At 70.1% G+C, this 17774-nt stretch carries 14 protein-coding genes; 13 read left to right on the top strand and 1 reads right to left on the bottom strand.

The window, feature by feature from the left end; all coding sequences use genetic code 11:
* Positions 1-35 precede the first annotated feature (35 nt).
* From V1460_RS31665 to V1460_RS31615, 11 genes are all read left to right on the top strand, one after another.
* The gene (locus tag V1460_RS31665; protein ID WP_338677029.1) at positions 36-806 is read left to right on the top strand and encodes a hypothetical protein; all 771 of its coding nucleotides are present in this window, start codon (positions 36-38) and stop codon (positions 804-806) included.
* Positions 807-2996 (top strand): glycosyltransferase, encoded by a 2190-nt coding sequence (locus V1460_RS31660; RefSeq protein WP_338677028.1) that lies wholly within the window; start codon positions 807-809, stop codon positions 2994-2996.
* Positions 2997-3229: 233 nt separating this feature from the next.
* A complete protein-coding gene (locus V1460_RS31655; protein ID WP_338678285.1) occupies positions 3230-4408 on the top strand; it encodes an acyltransferase in 1179 nt (392 codons plus the stop codon).
* 150 nt (positions 4409-4558) lie between these two features.
* Positions 4559-5920, top strand: a complete 1362-nt coding sequence (locus V1460_RS31650) for a nitrate/nitrite transporter (protein WP_338677027.1) — start codon at positions 4559-4561, stop codon at positions 5918-5920.
* Between the two features lie 75 nt (positions 5921-5995).
* Entirely contained in the window at positions 5996-7150 is a 1155-nt protein-coding gene (locus tag V1460_RS31645; protein WP_338677026.1) for a uroporphyrinogen-III synthase, read from the top strand.
* A 137-nt stretch (positions 7151-7287) separates the two neighbouring features.
* Positions 7288-7857, top strand: coding sequence for a CGNR zinc finger domain-containing protein (locus V1460_RS31640; RefSeq protein WP_338677025.1), 570 nt, complete (start codon positions 7288-7290; stop codon positions 7855-7857).
* Between the two features lie 248 nt (positions 7858-8105).
* Positions 8106-8693, top strand: coding sequence for a sigma-70 family RNA polymerase sigma factor (locus tag V1460_RS31635; RefSeq protein WP_338677024.1), 588 nt, complete (start codon positions 8106-8108; stop codon positions 8691-8693).
* Positions 8690-9631: a zf-HC2 domain-containing protein gene (locus V1460_RS31630; RefSeq protein ID WP_338677023.1), complete on the top strand. Its 942-nt coding sequence runs from the start codon at positions 8690-8692 to the stop codon at positions 9629-9631. The genes V1460_RS31635 and V1460_RS31630 overlap by 4 nt, the downstream gene beginning before the upstream one ends.
* A 76-nt stretch (positions 9632-9707) precedes the next feature.
* Positions 9708-12050 carry a UvrD-helicase domain-containing protein gene (locus V1460_RS31625; RefSeq protein WP_338677022.1) on the top strand — a complete coding sequence of 781 codons (2343 nt, stop codon included), beginning with the start codon at positions 9708-9710 and terminating at the stop codon, positions 12048-12050.
* 477 nt (positions 12051-12527) lie between these two features.
* Positions 12528-13988, top strand: coding sequence for an NAD-dependent malic enzyme (locus V1460_RS31620; RefSeq protein ID WP_338677021.1), 1461 nt, complete (start codon positions 12528-12530; stop codon positions 13986-13988).
* A gap of 386 nt (positions 13989-14374) precedes the next feature.
* Positions 14375-14656, top strand: a complete 282-nt coding sequence (locus V1460_RS31615) for an HU family DNA-binding protein (protein ID WP_004571953.1) — start codon at positions 14375-14377, stop codon at positions 14654-14656.
* A gap of 230 nt (positions 14657-14886) precedes the next feature.
* On the opposite strand, the gene murA is transcribed toward V1460_RS31615, so the two are convergent.
* Positions 14887-16227: a UDP-N-acetylglucosamine 1-carboxyvinyltransferase gene (gene murA, locus V1460_RS31610; protein ID WP_338677020.1), complete on the bottom strand. Its 1341-nt coding sequence runs from the start codon at positions 16225-16227 to the stop codon at positions 14887-14889.
* A 314-nt stretch (positions 16228-16541) separates the two neighbouring features.
* On the opposite strand from murA, the gene V1460_RS31605 reads away from it, so the two are divergent.
* Positions 16542-17102: a YqgE/AlgH family protein gene (locus V1460_RS31605; protein WP_338677019.1), complete on the top strand. Its 561-nt coding sequence runs from the start codon at positions 16542-16544 to the stop codon at positions 17100-17102.
* A 30-nt stretch (positions 17103-17132) separates the two neighbouring features.
* Entirely contained in the window at positions 17133-17420 is a 288-nt protein-coding gene (locus tag V1460_RS31600; RefSeq protein ID WP_338677018.1) for a DUF3039 domain-containing protein, read from the top strand.
* Positions 17421-17774 lie beyond the last annotated feature (354 nt).

Raw genomic sequence — 17774 nt, 5'->3', positions numbered from 1 at the left:
CCCGCCGCGGGCCTGCACATGAGTTCAACGAGCCGGTGGGCAGTGAGGTAACGGTCCAGCTGGCGGCCGTCGAGCTCCAGGATCTCGACGGGCTCAACGAGCTCACCGTCCAGCTCGACGGCCTTGGTCAGCAGATTACGGAGCGTAGTCGCCTCGCCGGGTCCACGACCCTGCCGGGCGCTTCCACCGGGCCTGAGCCGTCCGAAGGACCGGTGTTCGTGGACCAGAGCGGACGGCGCAGCCGCAAGCTCCGACGCATCGGCTGGGTGCTCGCCGTCGCCTGCGCCTGCTACGCCGTCACCCTCGTCGCCGCCCTCATCGGCGGCAACTCCAGAGCGCCCTGGCTGCTGATACCCGGCCCCGAGGGCGAGCAGAACACCGGGACCGTCCAGGAGCAGCCCGTTCCCACCGGCTCTTCCACGGGACGGGCCGTCCCCGGAGGCAGTCCCGGAGCCCCCGTTCTCGACGACTCCGCAGGCACCGCCCCCGAGCAGCAGCCGGGCGGCGCGACCAGCGGCACCGCGGGCAACGCGGGGGCGGGTGCGTCGGACGCCGCCGACACCGGCGCCGATCCCACCGAATCCGCCGCGGCCGCACCCCGTACCGCCGGCGGCGCCGGGAACACCGACAAGCCCGTCACGCCCCCCACCCCGTCCACTCCCGCAGTCGACGGTCCGGGCGACGAGGAGCCCGGGCCCGAGCAGCCGCCCGTCCCCCCGGCCGACACCGAGACGGGACCCACGGAGGAACCACCGGCCGACCCCGCGGGTGATGGCGGCGAGCAGGGCCTGGAAGGCGCACAGTAGATGACCACCTCCGTCAGGCGTGCGCGTCGTCAGCGACAGCGCACGGCCGTCAGGCGCAGGCTGCCCATGCGCTATCTGCTGCCCTCGCTGTTCCTCGTCGCGCTGCTCGCGATGCTGATGCTGCGCGGCTATGTGCACAGCGAGATCCTCGCCGACCATCGCGTACGTCCCCCGACGTCCAGCGACAACGTGCCCGGGAACATCCTCAAGGGCGGACCGGTCGTCGACGCCCGTGCGGGAGGCGCGCCCAAGGCGCTGAGCGTCCCGGACAAGAAGCTGGTGCTGACCTTCGACGACGGGCCCGACCCCGTCTGGACGCCCCAGGTACTCGACAAGCTGAAGGAGTACGACGCACACGCCGTCTTCTTCGTCACCGGCACCATGACCTCCCGCCACCCCGAACTGGTCGAGCGGATGGTCGCCGAGGGCCATGAGATCGGGCTGCACACCTTCAACCACCCCGACCTCTCCTTCCAGTCCGAGAGCCGCATCGACTGGGAGCTCACCCAGAACCAACTGGCCCTCGCCGGCGCGGCGGGGATCCGAAGCTCCCTGTTCCGGCCGCCGTACTCCTCGTTCTCGGCCGCCCAGGACGACAACTCGTGGCCGATCACCGAGTACGTCGGCAGCCAGGGCTACATCACCGCGTTCAACGACACCGACAGCGAGGACTGGAAGCGCCCCGGTGTCGACGCGATCATCGAGCGAGCCACGCCCAAGGGCACCAAGGGCGCCGTCGTGCTGATGCACGACTCCGGTGGCGACCGCTCCCAGACCGTCGCGGCGCTGGACCGCTTCCTGCCCCAGATGCAGAAGCGCGGCTACGACTTCACCAACCTCACCGAGGCACTCGGCGCGCCCAGCGCGCACACCGAGGTCACCGGCCCCGAACTGTGGAAGGGCAAGGCCTGGGTGGGGGCGGTCGCGGTCTCCGAGCGCACCACCAGCGCCCTGACCATCGGCCTCGCCGTGATCGGCGTCCTGGTCTTCGTGCGTTTCGGGATGATGCTGCTGCTCTCCTTCGGCCACGCCCGCAAGGTGCGCCGCCGCCGTTTCCGTTGGGGCCCGGCGGTCACCGAACCGGTGACCGTGCTCGTCCCCGCCTACAACGAGAAGGAGTGCATCGAGAACACGGTGCGGTCGCTGATGGCCAGCGACCACCCCATCGAGGTCCTCGTCATCGACGACGGATCGTCCGACGGCACCGCCGACCTCGTCGACGACATGTGGCTGCCCAATGTCCGGGTGGTCCGGCAGGCCAACGCCGGAAAGCCGGAGGCCCTCAACAACGGCATCCGCAACGCTCGCCACGACATCATCGTGATGATGGACGGCGACACGGTCTTCGAGCCGTCGACGGTCCGCGAACTGGTCCAGCCGTTCGGCGACCCCGAGGTCGGTGCCGTCGCCGGCAACGCCAAGGTCGGCAACCGGGAGTCCCTCATCGGCGCCTGGCAGCACATCGAGTACGTGATGGGCTTCAACCTGGACCGCCGGATGTACGACATGCTGCGCTGCATGCCCACCATCCCGGGCGCGGTCGGGGCCTTCCGGCGCGAGGCCCTGCGGCGGGTCGGCGGGATGAGCGACGACACCCTCGCCGAGGACACCGACATCACGATGGCGCTGCACCGCGACGGCTGGAAGGTCGTCTACGCCGAGCGGGCGCGCGCCTGGACCGAGGCGCCTGAGAGCGTGCAGCAGCTTTGGTCCCAGCGCTACCGCTGGTCGTACGGCACGATGCAGGCCATCTGGAAGCACCGCGGGGCCGTGATCGAGAAGGGCCCGTCCGGCCGCTTCGGCCGGGTCGGCCTTCCGCTGGTCTCGCTGTTCATGGTGCTGTTCCCGCTGCTCGCGCCGCTCATCGACGTGTTCCTGCTGTACGGACTGGTCTTCGGCCCCACCCAGAAGACAGTCGTCGCCTGGCTCGGCGTGCTCGCCGTCCAGGCCGCGTGCGCCGCGTACGCGTTCCGGCTCGACAAGGAACGCATGGTGCATCTGATCGCGCTGCCCCTCCAGCAGATCCTCTACCGGCAGCTGATGTACGTGGTGCTGCTCCAGTCCTGGATCACCGCGCTCACCGGCGGCCGGCTTCGCTGGCAGAAGCTCCGCCGCACGGGTGCGGTGGAGGCGCCAGGCTCGATTCCGAGCCCGCGTCAGAGCAGCGAAGACCGGAGGCCCGTCGCGTGACCACCCAGCCCATCGACCTGGGCGGCCTGTCCGATGACGGACACCGGACGGGACACCACGGCGGGTCCCCGTACGGTCCGGAGGCCGGGGCACAATCCGCGGCACGGACCAGGGACGCGTTCCGGGCCGGGCTCCAGGCCAGTCCCCGGCACCAGGTCGCGGATTCGGCGGCACCGGGCTCCACCGAGGCACCGGGCTCAGTCCCGGACACAGGCCCGACCCGCGATCCGGGCTTGTCCCAGGACCCGGGCCCGACCACCGCGACCGCGCCCAAGAGGCCCGGCCGTGACCGCTACCTGGACCTGCTGCGCACCATCGCGCTGGTCCGCGTCGTCGTCTACCACATCTTCGGCTGGGCCTGGCTGACCGTCATCTTCCCCTCCATGGGCGTGATGTTCGCGTTGGCGGGGTCCTTGATGGCGCGCTCGCTGGCGCGGCCGGCCTGGGAGGTCATCCGGGGCAGGGTGCGGCGGCTGCTGCCGCCGATGTGGGCGTTCTCCGCGATCGTGCTGCCGCTGATCTTCTACTTCGGCTGGAAGCCGCTGAAGGAGGAGGGCATCTGGTGGTTCGTGAAGCTCGCCTGGTACATCGTCCCGGTCGGCGCGCCTCCGTTCCCCTGGCACAGCGGTGACGACTCCGGACTGCTGGAGCAGACCTGGGCCGTCCAGGCGGCCGGGCCCCTCTGGTACATCCGGGCCTACCTGTGGTTCGTCATCGCGTCGCCGCTGCTGCTGTGGGCCTTCCGTAGGGCCCCCTGGGCCACGCTGCTCGGGCCGCTCGGGCTGACCGTCATCGTGGGCTCGGGGCTGTTCACCATCCCGGGCGAGACGGGCAACGCGATCACCGATTTCGCCGTCTACGGCTCCTGCTGGGTGCTCGGATTCGCCCACCAGGACGGCATGTTCGAGAAGGTCCCGCGCTATGTGGCGGTGTCCGCCTCCTCGCTGGTCATGGCATTCGGGCTGTGGTGGGCCTCGGGTCACCTGGGTGAGGACGGCTGGGACCTCAACGACATCCCGCTCGCCCAGGCGACCTGGTCGTTCGGCTTCTGCGTGATCCTGCTGATCTACTCGCCGTCCTGGCAGGAGCTGCCCGGGAGGCTGGCCCGCTTCGACCGCCTGGTCACCCTCGCCAACAACCGTGCCGTGACGATCTACCTCTGGCACAACATGCTGATCATGGCCACGATCCCGATCATCGACCTCCTGTGGGAGATCCCGTATGTGGACGAGCACCTGAGCGGCTTCGTGGAGTCGGTGTACGTGTACCTGATGCTGATCGCCGTCTGGCCGCTGATCGGCCTGATGACCGTCAGTGTGGGCTGGCTGGAGGACGTGGCGGCCAAGCGCAGGCCCCGGCTGTGGCCGAGCGGCGCTGTGAACAGGAACAAGGGCCGCCGCGCCCGAGCCTGAGCTCGCGGACGCGGGTGTGAGCGGCACGCTCACACCCGGCCCCCGCCCCCGGTGAGAGCAAGGTTCCACACCGGTCACCTCGTGCCACGGGCCTGAAACCCACCCTCCCTACCTTCGGAAGCACAAACCCGAGTGCGAGGGAGGCGCGCCATGGCCCGTGGCAGCAGCGGCGGCAGGTGGATCCAGCAGTGGGACCCGGAGGACGAGGTCTTCTGGGCGGAGCGGGGCGAGCGCATCGCCCGGCGCAATCTGGTCTTCTCCGTGCTCTCCGAGCACATCGGGTTCTCCATCTGGACCCTCTGGTCGGTGATGGTCCTGTTCATGGGGCCCGAGTACGGGGTCGACCCGGCAGGGAAGTTCTTCCTGATAGCGACCGCGACCATGGTCGGCGCGGTGATCCGGGTGCCGTACACCTTCGCCGTCGCCCGGTTCGGCGGGCGCAACTGGACGGTGATCAGCGCGCTGCTGCTGCTGTTGCCGACCGGTGCCGCCTACGCGGTGATGGAGCCCGGGACCTCGTATGGGACGTTCCTGGCCGTCGCGGCCCTCACCGGGGTCGGCGGCGGGAACTTCGCCTCCTCCATGACCAACATCAACGCCTTCTTCCCGCTGAGGAAGAAGGGCTGGGCGCTCGGACTGAACGCGGGCGGCGGGAACATCGGTGTACCCGTGGTGCAACTCGTCGGACTGCTGGTGATCGGGACCGCCGGGGCCGCCCATCCGCGGCTGGTGCTCGGGGTCTATCTGCCGCTGATCGTGCTGGCCGCGCTCTGCGCCGCGCTCTGCATGGACAATCTCGCTCCCGTGAAGAACGACACCGGGGCGGCGAAGGAAGCCGTCCGGGATCCGCACACCTGGATCATGTCCTTGCTCTACATCGGCACCTTCGGATCTTTCATCGGCTACAGCTTCGCCTTCGGCCTGGTGCTCCAGACCCAGTTCGGCCGTACGCCCCTCCAGGCCGCGTCTCTGACCTTCGTCGGGCCCCTGCTGGGCTCGCTCATCAGGCCGGTGGGCGGTTCGCTCGCGGACCGCTTCGGCGGGGCGAGGATCACGCTGTGGACGTTCGCCGCGATGGCTGCCGCCACCGGGATCGTCGTCTACGCATCCGTGTCCGAGTCGCTGCCGGTCTTCCTGGTGGGCTTCATCGCCCTGTTCGTGCTCAGCGGGCTCGGCAACGGCTCCACCTACAAGATGATCCCCGGCATCTTCAAGGCCAAGGCGCTGGCCAAGGGCATGGCGGGCGAGGTCGCCGAAGCCTACGGGCGCAGGCTGTCCGGCGCGGCGATGGGGCTGATCGGAGCGGTCGGCGCCCTCGGGGGGCTGGCGATCAACCTCGCCTTCCGGCAGTCGTTCCTGACCGCCGGCACCGGAACCGGCGCGTTCGTCGCCTTCCTGCTCTGCTACGCCGTGTGCTTCACCGTCACCTGGGCGGTATACCTTCGGCGGCCCGTCGCCGCTCCGGTGACGAGCGCCAAGGCCAACGCCCAGCTCAGTTACGTCGAGGTGTGAGTCGCGGTGCCCCGTAACGGCGCGGAAATACCGCCGATCCGAGCCTGTCACGCTCTCTTGCCAGGCTCGGTCGGCATGTACGACGAACAGCGCGATGCCCCCGCGGTGGGTCCCCTGGCCGGATTCACCGTGGGGGTCACCGCGGCCCGGCGCGCCGAGGAACTCGGCGTGCTGCTCCAGCGCCGCGGCGCCGTGGTGCAGCACGCACCCGCCCTGCGGATCGTGCCGCTCGCCGACGACGGTGAACTGCTCGCCGCGACCAAGGAACTCATCGCCCACGCACCGGACGTGGTCGTCGCCACCACCGCGATCGGCTTCCGGGGCTGGGTGGCGGCGGCCGACGGCTGGGGCTGCGGTGAGGAACTGCTCGGCTGTCTGCGCGGCGTGGAACTCCTGGCGCGCGGACCCAAGGTGAAGGGCGCGATCCGAGCGGCCGGTCTGACCGAGGAGTGGTCGCCGTCGTCCGAGTCGATGGCCGAGGTACTGGACCGGCTGCTTACCGAGGGCGTCGAGGGACGGCGGATCGCCCTCCAACTGCACGGTGAGCCACTTCCGGGCTTCGTGGAGGCGCTGCGGGCCGGGGGAGCGGAGGTCGTCGTCGTCCCCGTCTACCGCTGGATGCCGCCGGAGGACCTCGCCCCGCTCGACCGGCTGCTGGACACCACCGTGGCCCGCCAGGTCGACGCCCTGGCCTTCACCAGCGCACCGGCCGCCGCCTCGCTGCTCTCCCGCGCCGATGAGCGCGGTCTGCTCCCGGAACTGCTCGACGCCTTCCGCCACGATGTGCTCCCGGCCTGCGTGGGCCCGGTGACCGCGCTGCCGCTCCAGGCCAGCGGCCTGGACACGGTCCAGCCCGAACGCTTCCGCCTCGGTCCACTGGTTCAGCTCCTCTGCCTCGAACTCCCCGCCCGCGCCCGCACCCTGCCGGTCGCGGGCCGACGCATCGAGATCCGCGGCCACGCGGTGCTGGTGGACGCCGAGCTGCGTCCCGTACCGCCGGCCGGCATGGCCCTCATCAACGCCTTGGCGCGCCGCCCCGGTTGGGTGGTCTCCCGCGCCGACCTGCTGCGCGCACTGCCCGGCGCGGGGCGGGACGAGCACGCCGTGGAGACGGCGATGGCCCGGCTGCGCACGGCACTTGGCGCGCCCCAGCTCATCCAGACCGTGGTGAAGCGGGGGTACCGGCTGGCGCTGGACCCGGCGTCGGACGAGAAGTACGCGGACGTTTGACGTGCTCCCTGGCGGGTCCGGGAGCCTTCCCGTTGGACCACCGAAGGCCAAGTGCCTCAGGACTCCGGTGGCCCGCCCTCCAGACCTGACCGATACATGGGCTTCCCGCGCCGTCGTGCCGGGGGCACTCTGGTCCCATGGCCACGGAGGCAGGCGGGTGGGACGCGCGGTTCGAGGCCGGGCGGGTCTGCCTGGATCTGGTGGCAGTGGCGCCTGGTGGGGCGGGAGCGCTCGGGCGGTGGCTTGGGGAAGCCGGGCTGCTGCCCGCGGGGACGCCGCTGGAGGCGGTGACCGTGCGCTGGGTTCCGGCGTTCGTCGAACTGCGCGACTGTGTGGCGCGCCTGGTGCACGCTCATATCGACGGGCGGTCCGACGACACCGCACTCGCCAGGCTCAACGCCTTCGCCGCCGCGGCGGCTCCGCCTGCCGTCAGGGCCGTACGAGACGCCGACGGGGCTCTCGTAAGGGCGCCGCTCAGCCGGCCCGAATGCGCCGGGCTGCTCGCCGCCGTGGCCCGCGACGCTGTGGAATTGCTCACTGATCCGGTGGCTCGTGCGGCGCTGCGGCGTTGCGAAGGCGACGGGTGCCGACGGGTCTATGTGGACACATCGCGCGGGCGCCGGAGGCGCTGGTGTTCGAGTGAGGTGTGCGGCAATCGGGAGCGGGTGGCGCGGCATCGGCGCAGGGCGGCCACCGCACGGGCCTGACCGGAGCGGCTCAACTCGGGCGTGCCCGGCGCGAGTCAGGGACGGGTGTGGGGCCGGTCGTGTGAGCGGAGTCACGGCTGTCTGCGGACAGGTGCTGTGACCTGGGGAGATGCGCGGCCGGATGGCCCCGCTGAAAAGTCCTGGAAGAAAATCGCGTCTGCGTTGAGACGAACGCCGCCCGCCCGCGTAGTGAGAGGCGACAGGGAAGCAGCCCAGACATCAATCAGGGTCTCGACCGGGAGGTTCAGGTGCGCAAGGATGCCGCCGTGGCCGATGACCGTTCCAGGCAGGCCCGGCATCGAGCTGCGACAACGCGCGCCAGTTCCTCCGTCCCCGACGAGGAGCTGATGCGCGCGCTGTATCAGGAGCATGCCGGACCCCTCCTCGCCTATGTACTCCGTCTCGTCGCAGGCGACCGCCAGCGCGCCGAGGATGTGGTGCAGGAGACGCTCATTCGTGCCTGGAAAAACGCCGGACAGCTCAATAGGGCGACCGGCTCTGTCCGACCCTGGCTGGTGACGGTCGCACGCCGCATCGTCATCGACGGTCACCGCAGCCGGCAGGCCCGGCCGCAGGAGGTCGACCCGTCGCCGCTGGAGGTCATGCCTGCGGAGGACGAGATCGACAAGGCGTTGTGGCTGATGACGCTCTCGGATGCGCTTGATGATTTGACCCCGGCGCACAGGGAAGTACTCGTCGAGACGTACTTCAAGGGGCGTACGGTCAACGAAGCGGCCGAGACGCTTGGCATACCGAGCGGGACCGTCCGGTCCCGTGTCTTCTATGCGTTGCGTTCCATGAAGCTCGCTCTGGAGGAGAGGGGGGTCACGGCATGAACACACAGGATCCATACGGACAGTTCGGGCAGTTTGGGCAGTCAGGTCAGTCCGGTCAGTCCGGTCAGTTCGGGCAGCCCCCGCAGTCCGAACCATCCGAGCAGGGCTCGATCCACGAGACCGTAGGGGCGTACGCACTCGGAATCCTGGACGACGCGGAAGCCACCGCTTTCGAGGCGCATCTGGCGGGCTGTGACATCTGCGCCGCCCACCTCGAGGAGTTCTCCGGGATGGCGCCGATGCTGGCGATGCTGGCGGAGGCCCCGAGCGCGGTGCCCCGTCAGCGCCAGCCGGGCGGCTCGCAGGCGTCGGCGGGCGACTTGCCGTTCACCAGCACGCTGATGGAACCGCCGCGCCGTTCCGCGGCCCCGGTGGTGCCGACCGCGCCCAGCCCCCAGATGCTGGACAAGCTCGTCGGCGAGGTCGCCGTCAAGCGGGCGAGGAAGCGGCAGCGGAGCATGTTCATGATCGCCGCCTCGGCGGTCCTGATCCTGGGTGGACCGGTCATCGCGGTCGTCGTGACCGACGACGACGCGGAGGCGGGCGTCGCCGCGCCTCCCAGCACCGGCGGCAGCGCCGCCGAGGACGCCTTCTTCGACCAGGTGTCGGAGAAGGTCCAGAACACCGACGCGGCCACCAAGGTCAGCGCCACCATCGGCCTGGAGCAGAAGCCCTACGGCACCCGCACGGTCATGGAGCTCAAGAACGTCAAGGGCCCCGAGAAGTGCCAGCTGATCGTGGTGTCCAAGGCAGGCCGGGAAGAGGTCGTCGGCTCCTGGAACGTGCCCGAGTGGGGTTACGGCCTCCCGGACGCCACCGACGAGAAGGGGCAGAAGCCCCTGTACGTCAACGGCGTCACGGCCATGGAGCGCAACGAGATCGATCACTTCGAGATCCGTACGTTCGATGGAAAACGCCTGGTGGAGGTCGACGGCTGACCTCCATCACCTGACACGAGAGGCCCCCTTCGCGTACGGTTGACGGCTGCCCAGTGCACGTCAGAAGGGGGCTTCGGTGTCCGCGCAGGAAGCTGCTGGTACCAGATCCGCTGGAACCAGAGTCGACACGATCCGCGATCGTGAGATCGGTGTCGAGCAGGAACATCTGGACCAGGTGTACCGCCGCCTCGAGGAGAAGATCCACGAGGCGGAGTTCCTGATGCACGATGCCGCCAAACGCGGCCAGGTCGGCACACCCGGAGCCCTCGCCGAGCGCGACGCCCAGGTGTTCCGCGCCGGTATCCACCTCAACCGGCTCAACAGTGAGTTCGAGGACTTCCTCTTCGGCCGGATCGACCTGCTGCTCGGCAAGACCGGCCAGCGCGGTCCCGACGGCGCCTACACCTCGGTGGAACCGGCCGAAGACGCGGTACGCGAGGACAACACCGCCGAGATCGCCGAGACCCTCCATATCGGGCGCCTCGGGGTGCTTGACGCCGACTACGCGCCACTGGTCATCGACTGGCGCGCACCGGCCGCCGCGCCGTTCTACCGGTCGACCCCGGTCGACCCCGGCCGTGTGGTGCGCCGCAGGGTCATCCGGTCCAAGGGGCGCAAGGTGCTCGGTGTCGAGGACGACCTGATGCGCCCCGAGGTCACCGCGCTGCTCGGCGGCGTCGAACTGCCCGTCATCGGTGACGGTGCGTTGATGGCGGCGCTCGGACAGGCCCGCAGCCACACCATGCGGGACATCGTCTCCTCCATCCAAGCGGAACAGGACCTGGTGATCAGGGCGCCCGCCGCCTCCGTGACCTATGTCGAGGGCGGGCCCGGCACCGGCAAGACCGCCGTCGCACTGCACCGTGCCGCCTATCTGCTCTACCAGGACCGTCGGCGGTACGCGGGCGGCATCCTGATCGTCTCGCCGACCCCGCTGCTCGTCGCGTACACCGAGGGCGTACTGCCGTCCCTGGGCGAGGAGGGTCAGGTCGCCATCCGCGCGGTCGGCTCCCTGGTCGACGGGGTGGAGGCCACGGCATACGACGATCCGGCCGTCGCCCGGGTCAAGGGCTCAGCGCGGATGCTCAAGGTGCTGCGCAAGGCCGCCCGAGGCGCGCTGGAGCTGGGGGAGGCACCCGAACGGCTGCGGGTGGTCGCCTTCGGGCGCCGCCTCGAACTGGAGGCCGACGAGCTCCAGCGCATCCGCCACAACGTGCTCGGCGGCACCGCTCCGGTGAACCTGCTGCGCCCGCGGGCCCGCCGGCTGCTGTTGGACGCGCTGTACGCCCGGTCGGGCGCCGCGACCCGACACAGCGACCCGGAGCTCGCCGCCGAGCTGCGGTCCTCCTTCGACGAGGACGTGGCGACGGAGGACGGCTTCATCGGCTTCCTGAACGCCTGGTGGCCCGAGCTCACCCCGTCCGCCGTACTGGACGCCATGGCGGACGAGAAGCAGCTCGGGCGCTGGGCGCGCCGGATCCTCAACCCGGGCGAGGTGCGCAGACTCGCCCGCAGCCTCGGCCGCGACGGCCGCTCCGTGCACGATGTGGCGATGCTGGACGAACTGCAGACGCTGCTGGGCACCCCGGCCCGTCCGAAGAGGAGACGCGGACTCGACCCGCTGGACCAGCTCACCGGTCTGGAGGAGCTGATGCCGCAGCGCGAGGAGACCCAGCGTGAGCGGGCCGAGCGGCTGGCGGCAGAGCGGACCGAGTACGCCCACGTCATCGTGGACGAGGCCCAGGACCTCACACCCATGCAGTGGCGCATGGTCGGTCGGCGCGGACGCCATGCCACCTGGACGATCGTGGGCGATCCGGCGCAGTCCTCCTGGCCGGACCCCGACGAGGCCGCCGCCGCCCGTGACGAGGCGCTGGGCAGCCGACCCCGCCGCCGTTTCGAGCTGACGGTGAACTACCGCAACCCCTCCGAGATCGCCGAGCTCGCCGCCCGGGTGCTGGCGCTCGCCATGCCGGGGGCGCGGTCTCCGCGCGCGGTGCGCTCCACGGGCGTGGTGCCGCGCTTCACGGTCGCCGGGGACGATCTGGAGCGCACGGTGCGCGAGGAGGTGCGCCGGATGCTGGAGCGGGTCGACGGCACCATCGGGGTGGTGGTCGCGATGGACCGCCGGGCCGATGCCGCCCGCTGGCTGGACGGACTGGGCGACCGGGTGGTGGCACTCGGTTCGCTGGAGGCCAAGGGTCTTGAGTACGACGCGACCATCGTGGTGTCGCCGGCGGAGATCGTGGCGGGCAGTTCGCAGAACGGACGCTCCGGGAACGGCGCCGGCGCCGAGAGCGCCGCAGGCCTGCGGGTGCTGTACGTGGCGCTGACCCGGGCGACCCAGCAGCTCACGGTGGTGTCGGCGAAGGCCGACCAGCCGGCCGTGAACGGGGTTCCTGCGCTGCTCAGGGGTTGAGACCGGGGCCCTGGAACCGCTGTCGAAGGGCTCCTGGGGACCACGCCGACCGGCGTCGTACGACCGTTCGGAGCCCGCTGCGGATCCGTTCGGAGTCAACTCCGGGTCAACCGCGGTCGGGCGGAATCACCGTCCAGGACTCTTTGTTAGCCTGTCTGTGGCACCGGCTCGATCCAAGCCCCCGGGCCCAACCTTCGTCCCTTAGAGGGACCACTTGCCGCGAGGCGAGCATGGCGGGTCGGTGCCACTGACAGGCGTATGAAGAGGCCCGCGTCACCCCAGGTGGCGCGGGCCTCCTCGTTTTCCGTTTCCTATGATGTTCTCGTAATGTGGAAAACTCTTTCCGAGAACAAAAGCAACAGTATTACCAGCTACTCGCAGGTAGGTGCGACGATCGGAAGGCCTGTCCGGCCGTCGCCGGACAGGTCATTGAGCGATGAAGCTCGATGAAGCTAGGGAAAGCAGAGGAACCCGGCCATGGCAACGGCGCCCAGCGTCTCGTACTCGATGACGGTCCGGCTGGAGGTGCCCGCGAGCGGAACCGCGGTCTCCCAGCTCACGACGGCGGTCGAGTCATCGGGTGGATCGGTCACCGGCCTCGACGTCACCGCATCCGGTCACGAGAAGCTGCGCATCGACGTCACGATCGCGGCCACGTCCACCACGCATGCCGACGAGATCGTCGAGAAGCTGCGGGGCATCGAGGGTGTCGTCCTCGGCAAGGTCTCCGACCGTACGTTCCTGATGCACCTCGGCGGCAAGATCGAGATGCAGTCCAAGCACCCCATCCGCAACCGTGACGACCTGTCCATGGTCTACACGCCGGGTGTGGCCCGCGTCTGCATGGCGATCGCCGAGAACCCCGAGGACGCCCGCCGCCTCACCATCAAGCGCAACTCCGTCGCGGTCGTGACCGACGGCTCCGCCGTGCTCGGCCTCGGCAACATCGGCCCCAAGGCCGCACTGCCGGTGATGGAAGGCAAGGCGGCCCTCTTCAAGCGCTTCGCCGGCATCGACGCCTGGCCGATCTGCCTGGACACCCAGGACACCGACGCCATCGTGGAGATCGTCAAGGCGATCGCGCCCGGCTTCGCCGGGATCAACCTCGAGGACATCTCGGCGCCCCGCTGCTTCGAGATCGAGGCGCGGCTGCGCGAGGCCCTCGACATCCCCGTCTTCCACGACGACCAGCACGGTACAGCCATCGTGGTGCTCGCCGCGCTGACCAACGCGCTGCGCGTGGTGGGCAAGGCGATCGGTGACGTACGGGTCGTCATGTCCGGCGCGGGCGCGGCCGGTACGGCCATCCTCAAGCTGCTCATCGCGGCCGGCGTCAAGCACGCCGTCGTCGCCGACATCCACGGTGTGGTGCACGCGGGCCGCGAGGACCTCGTGGAAGCGGCACCGGGTACGGCGCTGCGCTGGATCGCCGACAACACCAACCCGGAAGGCGTCACCGGCACCCTGAAGCAGGCCGTCGTGGGTGCCGACGTGTTCATCGGCGTCTCCGCACCCAACGTCCTGGGCGCCGAGGACGTCGCGGCCATGGCCGACGATTCCATCGTGTTCGCGCTCGCGAACCCGGACCCGGAGGTTGAACCGGCAACCGCGCGCCGGACCGCGGCGGTTGTGGCCACCGGGCGCTCCGACTTCCCCAACCAGATCAACAACGTACTGGTGTTCCCCGGGGTCTTCCGGGGGCTACTCGACGCGCAGTCCCGAACGGTGAATACGGACATGATGCTCGCGGCTGCGAAGGCCCTCGCGGATGTCGTCACCGAGGACGAGCTGAACCCGAACTACATCATCCCGTCCGTTTTCAACGACAAGGTCGCCGGAGCGGTCGCGGGAGCCGTGCGCGGGGCCGCGAAGGCGGCTGCGGCCGCGGTCGCGGGTTCCGCCGGCGGTGCGGTTGTGACCGAACCCACGCCGGTCTGACCTGCGCTCCGGCGCGTCGCGGGTCGCGGGCCCCGAACGCCCCTCTAGGGTGGCGGACCATGAGCCCGCGGCCTCCTGTGTGGATGGCCGCGGCCCATGGCTCCGGGGAGTCGCAAGGGAGTCGACGGAACGTCACCACGACGAGGCAGTGGCGCTCTTCGTGTGACTCCGGAGGGTGCCGGATTGGCTTTCCCGCCGGTGGTGGGGGCAGGATGCTCCTCTGAGGGCCTGCGCCCTAGGGGGAACCCATGGACGCGGAGGGTCTGCCGAACAGACCCGGGTCCGGGGATGTCCGAGCACCCTGGCAGCATCGGCTTCGCTGTGTCCGATATGCGGCTCCGCCGCTTGGCACGCCTCATAGGCAAGAAGAACACGGGAGTAAGAACATGAACCGCAGTGAGCTGGTGGCCGCGCTGGCCGACCGCGCCGAGGTGACCCGCAAGGACGCCGACGCCGTGCTGGCCGCTCTCGCCGAGACTGTCGGCGAGGTCGTCGCCAAGGGCGACGAGAAGGTCACCATCCCCGGCTTCCTCACCTTCGAGCGCACCCACCGTGCCGCTCGCACCGCGCGTAACCCGCAGACCGGCGACCCCATCCAGATCCCGGCCGGTTACAGCGTGAAGGTCTCCGCGGGCTCGAAGCTCAAGGAAGCCGCCAAGGGCAAGTAAGGCGACCCGCGAGCACCGCGGCACTCCGCGGAGGCCTCGCGACGCCTCACGGCGCGCGCGTGACGCGTCCGCGCGCAACGTGCGAGGGCGACCACCCGGGACCGGGTGGTCGCCCTCTACGCGTTTCCCGGGGCTTCTCGGCGGCAGGCGCCCCCATGGGTGTGGCCCCGGCTGTCACTGCCACAGCCGGGGCCACGCCCACCGTCAGTCCGTCAGCCCGCCGGGGCGGTTCACAGTACGGCGCCCGCCGGGAGCTCGACCTTGGCGCCCAGTTCCACCAGTTTCTCCATGAAGTTCTCGTAGCCGCGGTTGATCAGGCCGATCCCGTGCACCCGGGAGGTGCCCTGCGCCGCCAGCGCCGCGATCAGATACGAGAACCCGCCCCGCAGGTCCGGGATGACCAGATCCGCGCCTTGGAGCTTCGTCGGGCCGGAGACGACCGCCGAGTGCAGGAAGTTCCGCTGGCCGAAGCGACAGTCGGAGCCGCCCAGGCACTCCCGGTACAGCTGGATGTGCGCGCCCATCTGGTTCAGTGCGGAGGTGAAGCCGAGCCGCGACTCGTAGACCGTCTCGTGCACGATCGACAGACCCGCGGCCTGCGTCAGGGCCACCACCAGCGGCTGCTGCCAGTCCGTCTGGAAGCCGGGATGCACGTCCGTCTCCAGGGCGATGGCGTTGAGCGAGCCACCCGGGTGCCAGAAGCGGATGCCCTCGTCGTCGATCTCGAAGGCGCCGCCGACCCTCCGGTAGGTGTTCAGGAAGGTCATCATCGAGCGCTGCTGCGCTCCGCGGACGTAGATGTTTCCCTCGGTCGCCAGCGCCGCCGAGGCCCAGGAGGCGGCCTCCAGGCGGTCCGGGAGCGCCCGGTGGGTGTAGCCGCCGAGCCGCTCGACACCGGTGATCCGAATCGTACGGTCGGTGTCCATCGAGATGATCGCGCCCATCTTCTGCAGCACGCAGATGAGGTCCTCGATCTCCGGCTCCACAGCCGCATTGGACAGCTCGGTGACCCCCTCGGCGAGCACAGCCGTCAGCAGCACCTGCTCGGTCGAGCCGACCGAAGGGTACGGCAGCCGGATCTTGCAGCCGCGCAGCCGCTGCGGGGCTTCCAGATACTGTCCGTCATCACGCTTCTCGATCTTCGCGCCGAACTGCCGCAGCACGTCGAAGTGGAAGTCGATCGGCCGGCCGCCGATGTCGCAGCCGCCGAGACCGGGGATGAACGCGTGGCCCAGGCGATGCAGCAGCGGTCCGCAGAAGAGGATCGGGATCCGGGAGGAGCCCGCGTGCGCGTCGATGTCGGCGACGTTGGCGCTCTCGACATACGTCGGGTCGAGCACCAGTTCGCCCGGCTCGTCACCCGGGCGCACCGTCACACCGTGCAGCTGGAGCAGCCCGCGCACCACCCGCACATCGCGGATGTCGGGCACATTGCGCAGCCGGCTCGGCTCGCTGCCGAGCAGCGCGGCGACCATGGCCTTCGGCACCAGGTTCTTGGCGCCGCGGACGCGGATCTCGCCCACCAGCGGGGTTCCGCCGTGGACAAGCAGTACATCGTCTGTGCCGGTCATGAATCTCGCGTTCCGGAGGTCCCCTCTCAGCGGTGGCGAGGGGGGAGGTCGGGCAGGGGCCAGGGAAAAGGTTAAGGCCCCCCTACCCGTGTTCCATAAGGCCAAGGGCACCTCGGATGCGTAATGAATTCGACACAGTACGTTCTGTTCGTCCATATACGCGGAGGGTCACGGTCCGCATGATGTCGCGCCCGTCGGCCGGTGCCGGGTGGCCCGACGGGCGCGTACGGCCCGCCGCGGCGGGCCGTACGCGCCGGGTCCGTGCTCCGCAGGCCGCTCCCCGCGGAAGGTGAAGATGCGAGATCATGTCTCGCATGACCGAGGTGTCCTCCCTCACAGGGCGGCTGCTCGTCGCCACTCCGGCCCTCGCGGATCCGAACTTCGACCGCGCGGTTGTCCTCCTGCTCGACCACGACGACGAGGGTTCGCTCGGCGTGGTCCTGAACAGGCCCACGCCCGTGGTGGTCGGCGACATCCTGGAACCCTGGGCGAGCCTGGCGGGCGAGCCCGGAGTGGTCTTCCAGGGCGGCCCCGTCTCGCTGGACTCCGCACTCGGCGTTGCCGTCATCCCCGGCGACGACGGCCCGCTCGGCTGGCGTCGTGTGTACGGGGCGATCGGCCTTGTCGACCTGGAGGCCCCGCCCGAGCTGCTCGCGTCCGCCCTGGGCTCGCTGCGGATCTTCGCGGGATACGCGGGCTGGGGCCCCGGGCAGTTGGAGGACGAGCTGACCGAGGGTGCCTGGTATGTGGTCGAGTCAGAGCCCGGCGACGTGTCGTCGCCGCGTCCGGAGAGCCTGTGGCGGGCGGTGCTGCGCCGGCAGCGCGGTGAGCTGGCGATGGTCGCCACGTATCCGGACGACCCTTCGCTCAACTGAAGCCGCCGCCCTTAAGTACCCTTGACACTCATGAGCACTCTTGAGCCCGAGCGCGGGGCAGGTACGGGCACCCTCGTGGAGCCGACGCCGCAGGTGTCGCACGGTGACGGTGACCACGAGCGCTTCGCCCACTACGTCCAGAAGGACAAGATCATGGCGAGCGCCCTCGACGGCACTCCCGTGGTGGCACTGTGCGGGAAGGTGTGGGTGCCGGGGCGCGACCCCAAGAAGTACCCGGTCTGCCCGATGTGCAAGGAGATCTACGAGTCGATGGGCTCGGGCGGGGACAAGGACAAGGGCGGCGGCAAGGACAAGTAGGCCGCGGCGGCCGGTCCGGTCGGTCCTGGTCCTTGCGGTCCGTCCTGTTGTTCCGGTCCTTCCGGTCCTTCCGGTCCTTCCGGTCCTTCCGGTCCTTCCGGTCCTTCCGTGTCGACGGCCTCCGGAGGCGCGCTGCGGGCGCGCTGTCGGAGGCCGTCCGCGTATGCGTGTCCCGCAGCGCCGCGGCCGGACACGGCCGTTCCTGCCGCTCTGCCGCGGGGGCCAGGCAACCCCGCCGCAGAGCGGACTCTTCGGACGCCAGATCGAGTCCGCGCCCCCAAACGTGTGAGCCCGGCAACAGAGGGGTGCCATGCGGGGCGCTGCCTGACACTGTGGACGGCAACAGGGAAAAGT

It is taken from the genome of Streptomyces sp. SCSIO 30461 (assembly GCF_037023745.1).
Taxonomy (GTDB): Bacteria; Actinomycetota; Actinomycetes; order Streptomycetales; family Streptomycetaceae; genus Streptomyces.
Note: the sequence above shows the minus strand (reverse complement) of the source record. Positions and strands in the feature narration are given on the sequence as shown.

Coding starts and splice junctions, on each gene's coding strand:
- V1460_RS31660 (WP_338677028.1), top strand. CDS start 807: ATGACCACCTCCGTCAGGCGTGCGCGTCGTCAGCGACAGCGCACGGCC.
- V1460_RS31645 (WP_338677026.1), top strand. CDS start 5,996: ATGTACGACGAACAGCGCGATGCCCCCGCGGTGGGTCCCCTGGCCGGA.
- V1460_RS31650 (WP_338677027.1), top strand. CDS start 4,559: ATGGCCCGTGGCAGCAGCGGCGGCAGGTGGATCCAGCAGTGGGACCCG.
- V1460_RS31615 (WP_004571953.1), top strand. CDS start 14,375: ATGAACCGCAGTGAGCTGGTGGCCGCGCTGGCCGACCGCGCCGAGGTG.
- V1460_RS31630 (WP_338677023.1), top strand. CDS start 8,690: ATGAACACACAGGATCCATACGGACAGTTCGGGCAGTTTGGGCAGTCA.
- V1460_RS31600 (WP_338677018.1), top strand. CDS start 17,133: ATGAGCACTCTTGAGCCCGAGCGCGGGGCAGGTACGGGCACCCTCGTG.
- V1460_RS31605 (WP_338677019.1), top strand. CDS start 16,542: ATGACCGAGGTGTCCTCCCTCACAGGGCGGCTGCTCGTCGCCACTCCG.
- murA (WP_338677020.1), bottom strand. CDS start 16,227: ATGACCGGCACAGACGATGTACTGCTTGTCCACGGCGGAACCCCGCTG.
- V1460_RS31620 (WP_338677021.1), top strand. CDS start 12,528: ATGGCAACGGCGCCCAGCGTCTCGTACTCGATGACGGTCCGGCTGGAG.
- V1460_RS31640 (WP_338677025.1), top strand. CDS start 7,288: ATGGCCACGGAGGCAGGCGGGTGGGACGCGCGGTTCGAGGCCGGGCGG.